The sequence below is a fragment of the Micromonospora arborensis genome (assembly GCF_003205615.1).
In the GTDB taxonomy this organism is placed as follows: domain Bacteria; phylum Actinomycetota; class Actinomycetes; order Mycobacteriales; family Micromonosporaceae; genus Micromonospora; species Micromonospora arborensis.
Window position 1 is genome coordinate 1 of record NZ_PYBV01000078.1, and the last position, 5,092, is coordinate 5,092.

A 5,092-nucleotide genomic window follows, 5' to 3' on the forward strand; every position below is an offset into this window, starting at 1 on the left:
CATGGACCCGATGCTCGACGCGCTGCGGGAGGTGGCCGCCACGGTCACCGTGCACCCGGCACGCATCCCGCTGGTGTCCACGGTGACCGGCGAGACCGGACTGCCGGACGACCCCGGTTACTGGGTCGCGCAGGTGCGCCGGCCGGTGCGGTTCCTGGACGCCGTGCGCCGGCTGACCGCAGAGGGTGTCACCCGGTTCGTCGAGGTCGGCCCGGACGCGGTGCTCACCGGCCTGGCCGCGGCCGTCGCCGGCCCGTCCGCCGTGTACGCCCCGGTCAGCCGTCGTGCCGAGGACGAGCCGCGTACCCTGCTCACCGCGCTTGCCAGACTGTACGTCTCGGGCCGCCCGGTCGACTGGGCCGCCTTGTACGCCCCGTTCGCGGTCCGGCCGGTCGCGCTGCCCACCTACCGGTTCCAGCGGTCCCGGTACTGGGTGGACAACGTGCCGTCGGCCGCCGGGGACGCCGCGCACCCGCTGCTCGGCGCCACCACCCGGCTGGCCGGCACGGACACCCTGGTGCTCACCGGCCGGCTCGGCACCGGCACCCACCCGTGGCTGGCCGGGCACGTCGTGCACGGCAGTACGGTGTTCCCCGGTGCCGGTTTCGTCGAGCTGGCGGTCCGGGCCGGTGACGAGGCGGGCTGTGCCCGCCTGGACGAGCTGACCTTCGAGACCCCGCTGGTGTTCGACGGCGAGGCCGGGGTGACCGTGCAGGCCGAGGTGGAGGCCCCGGACGCGACCGGGCGACGCCGGTTCACCGTGCACTCCCGCCCGGACGGCACCGGCACCTGGCGGCAGCACGTCTCCGGAATCCTGTCGCCCGGCGCGGCCGGCCCCGTTCCGGCCGGTTCCGCGTCCGACGGTTCCGGCCAGTGGCCCCCGGCCGGGGCGACCCCGATCGACCTCACCGGCTGGTATCCGGCCCGGGCCGCCGACGGGCTCGCCTACTCCCAGGTGTTCCAGGGCATGACCGCCGCCTGGCACCGCGGCGACGAGGTGTTCGCCGAGGTGCGCCTGCCCGAACCGGAACGCGACGCGGCCGCCGGGTACGCCCTGCACCCGGCCGTGCTGGACGCGGCCTGGCAGGCGGTCGCGCACACCGCCGCGGCCGCCGGGGGACCGGTGCTGCCGTTCGCCGTCACCGGCGTCGAGGTGTACGCCACCGGTGCCACCGACGTCCGGGTGCGGCTCGCCCCGGCCGGGAACGGCATGCTCGGCGTCGAGCTGACCGACCCGGCCGGCAACCCGGTCGCCCGGGTCGGCGCCCTCGCGGTACGGCCCGCGACGCCGCCCGCCGTGGCCGCGGCCGGACCGGCCGACGCGCTGCACCGGCTGGACTGGACCCCGATCGCCACCCCGGCCGGGGTGCCCGCGACCGGCTGGCAGGTGGCCGGTCCCGACCCGGACGGCCTCGCCGCCGCGCTGGGCGTGCCGCTGACGACCGGCCTGTCCGAGGCGGCCGTCGTGGTCCTACCCTGCGGCGGCGGCACCGGGCCGGACGCGGTGCGCGAGCAGACCCACCGGGCCCTCGCCCGGCTGCACGAATGGCTCGCCGGTGACCGCACCGGCTCCACCCTGGTGGTGGTGACCCGCGGCGCGGTCGCCGCCGGTGGCGCGGTCGGCGACCTGGCCGGCGCCGCGGTCTGGGGACTGGTCCGGTCGGCGCAGGCCGAACACCCCGGCCGCATCGTGCTGGCCGACGTGGACGCCACCGCGGTCTCGGCGACCGCGCTGCCCGGCCTGCTCGGCACCGGTGAACCGCAGCTCGCGGTCCGCAACGGTGTGGCACACGTGCCCCGCCTGGCGCGGGTGCCGCTGCCGCCCGCCGGACCGCCCGCCTTCGGCGACGGCACCGTCCTGCTCACCGGTGCCACCGGTGGACTCGGCCGCCGCGTCGCCCGGCACCTGGTGGCCCGGCACGGTGTGCGGGATCTGCTGCTGGTCAGTCGGCGTGGGCCGGCGGCTGACGGTGGTCTGGTGGCGGAGCTGACGGGGCTCGGTGCGCGCGTCGAGTTGGTGGCCTGTGACCTCGCCGACCGGGGTGCTGTCGAGGCGTTGCTCGCGGGTCGCGCGTTGACCGGGGTGGTGCACGCCGCCGGGGTGTTGTCCGACGGGGTCGTCGGGTCGCTCACCCCGCAACGGTTGGACCTGGTGCTGCGGCCCAAGGTGGACGCCGCCTGGCATCTGCACGAACTGACCGCCGGGCACCCGCTCAGCGCGTTCGTGCTGTTCTCCTCGGCCTCCGGCGTGCTCGGCGCGCCCGGGCAGGCGAACTACGGGGCGGCCAACGCCTACCTGGACGCGCTCGCCGAGCACCGCCGAGGTGCGGGTCTGCCGGGCGTGTCGCTGGCCTGGGGCCTGTGGCACACCGGCGACGGCATGGGTGCCGGGCTGGACGACACCGGGCTCCGGCGGCTGGCCGGCCAGGGCGTACGCCCGCTGGCCGAGAGCGAAGGGCTCGCCCTGCTGGACGCCGCGACGGCCCGGCCGGAACCACTGCTGCTGCCGCTGCACCTCGACCCGGCGGCGATCGCCGGGGAGCTGCCGCCGCTGATGCTCGGCCTGGCCCGCAGCCTCCCGGTCCGCCGGGAGAGCGCGGCGGCCTCCGCCGCCACGACCGGTGGCGGCGGGCTGCGCGACCGGCTCGCCGGGCTGGACCGGGCCGCAGCCGAGGAACTCGTGCTCGACCTGGTGCGCGCGGAGGCGGCGAAGCTGCTCGGCCACCCCGGACCCGAACACGTCGAGCCGGAACGCGCGTTCAGCGAACTCGGCTTCGACTCGCTCGCCGCGGTCGGTTTCCGCAACCGGCTGGTGCTGCTCACCGGGCGGCAGCTGTCGGCGACGCTGATCTTCGACTACCCGAACGCGCTCGCGCTGGCCCGCGAGCTGACCGGCGCGCTCGTGCCGGAGACCGCCACCGCGGCCGGTGGCCCCAGCCCGGACGACGAGATCCGGGCCGTGCTCGGCACGCTCACCCCGGACCGGCTGCGTGAGGCCGGCCTGCTGGACACCCTGCTGGCTCTCGCCGGAGCCGGCACCGCCCCGCCCGTCGAACCGGGCGGCACGGCCGCCACCGCCATCGACGACATGGACACCGACCTGTTGATCAGCAGGGTCTGGGAGTCCGTCAGCACCTCCGACGACGCCATCCGAGAGAAGTGAGGCCGAGATGACGACAGCCGACCAGAAGGTCGTCGACGCCCTACGGGCATCGCTCAAGGAGACCGAGCGACTGCGCGAACAGAACCGCCGGCAGACCGCGTCCGCCCACGAGCCGATCGCCATCGTGGGCATGGCCTGCCGGTTCCCCGGTGGCGTCAGCAGCCCCGAGGACCTGTGGCGGCTGATCGTCGACGAGATCGACCCGATGGGGCCGTTCCCCGCCGACCGCGGCTGGGACCTGGATCGGCTCTACGACCCGGACAACGTGCGGCCCGGCACCACCTACGTCAGGGAGGCCGGCTGGTTGCACGACGCCGCCGACTTCGACGCCGGCTTCTTCGGCATCGCCCCGCGCGACGCGCTGCTCATCGACCCGCAGCAGCGACTGCTGCTGGAGACCACCTGGGAGGCGTTCGAGCGGGCGGGTATTCCGCCGTCGAGCGTCCGCGGCACCGACACCGGCGTCTTCGCCGGCGTGATGTACCACAACTACCCGGGCAGCTACGGCTCGTCCGGCGTGGTGTCCGGCCGGGTCTCCTACCACTTCGGGTTCGAGGGTCCGTCCATCACGCTCGACACCGCCTGCTCGTCGTCGCTCGTCGCCATCGACCTGGCGGTGCAGTCGCTGCGCCGCGGCGAGTCGTCGCTCGCGGTCGCCGGCGGTGTCTCGGTGATGGCCACCCCCCGCACCTTCGTCGAGTTCAACCAGCAGGACACCCAGTCACCACGCGGACGCTGCCACTCGTTCTCCGCCGACTCCGACGGCCCAGCCTGGTCCGAGGGCGTCGGCGTGGTGCTGGTGGAGCGGCTGTCCGACGCCCGCCGGCTGGGCCACCCGGTGCTCGCGGTGATCCGCGGCGCCGCGTCCAACCAGGACGGCGCGTCCAACGGCCTGACCGCCCCGAACGGGCCGGCCCAGCAGCGGCTCGTCCGGCTCGCGCTGGCCAACGCCCGGCTGGCGGCCGACCAGGTGGACGCCGTCGACGGGCACGGCACCGCCACCGAACTCGGCGACCCGATCGAGGCGCAGGCACTGCTGGCGACGTACGGCAAGGACCGCGACCGCCCGCTCTGGCTCAGCTCGGTCAAGTCGAACCTCGGGCACAGCCAGGCCGCCGCCGGGGTGGCCGGCGTGATCAAGATGGTGATGGCGATCCGGCACGGCGTGCTGCCGCGCACGCTGCACGTCACCGAGCCGACCCCGCACGTCGACTGGGAATCCGGCCAGGTCCGCCTGCTCACCGAGACCATCCCGTGGCCGGCGACCGGGCAGCCGCGCCGGGCCGGCGTGTCCTCGTTCGGGCTCAGCGGCACCAACACCCACATCATCCTCGAACAGGCCCCGGAGACGCCCGAACCGGCCGGGGACGCCGGACCGCTGCCGGTGACGCCGCTGGTGCTGTCCGCCCGGGACACCGCCGCGCTGCGGGCCCAGGCCGGGCTGCTCGCCGGGTTCCTGGCCGACCGGCCCGACGTGCCCGCCGCCGAGGTGGCGCGGGCCCTGACCACCACCCGAGCCGCGCACGAGCACCGGGCCGTGGTGACCGGCACCGATCGCGACGAGCTGCGGCAGACCCTGACGGCGTACGCGGCCGGCGAGGACGTGCCCGCCGTCGCCGCCGGGGTGGCCCGCTCGGGCGGGAAGTTGGCGTTCCTGTTCACCGGGCAGGGCGGCCAACGGCCCGGGATGGGTGTCGAGCTGGCCGACACGTACCCGGTCTTCGCCGCCGCCCTGGCCGAGGTCGCCGCCGAACTGGATCCGCTGCTCGACCGGCCGCTGGCCGACGTGCTGCGCAACGCCGGCCCGGAGGAACTGGCCCAGACCCTGCACACCCAGACCGCCACGTTCGCGGTCGAGGTGGCGCTGGCCCGGCTGCTCGACTCCTGGGGCGTACGCCCGGACCTGCTCGCCGGTCACTCGATCGGGGA

General features: G+C 75.8%; 2 protein-coding genes. Both read left to right on the forward strand.

Going from position 1 to position 5,092, the window contains the following annotated elements:
- The coding region (locus C7C45_RS32680) for a type I polyketide synthase (protein WP_110568749.1) at window positions 1-3,163 on the forward strand (3,163 nt) is incomplete at its 5' end.
- Window positions 3,164-3,170: 7 nt separating this feature from the next.
- A partial coding sequence (locus tag C7C45_RS32685) for a type I polyketide synthase (RefSeq protein WP_146247482.1) occupies window positions 3,171-5,092 on the forward strand: 1,922 nt, incomplete at its 3' end.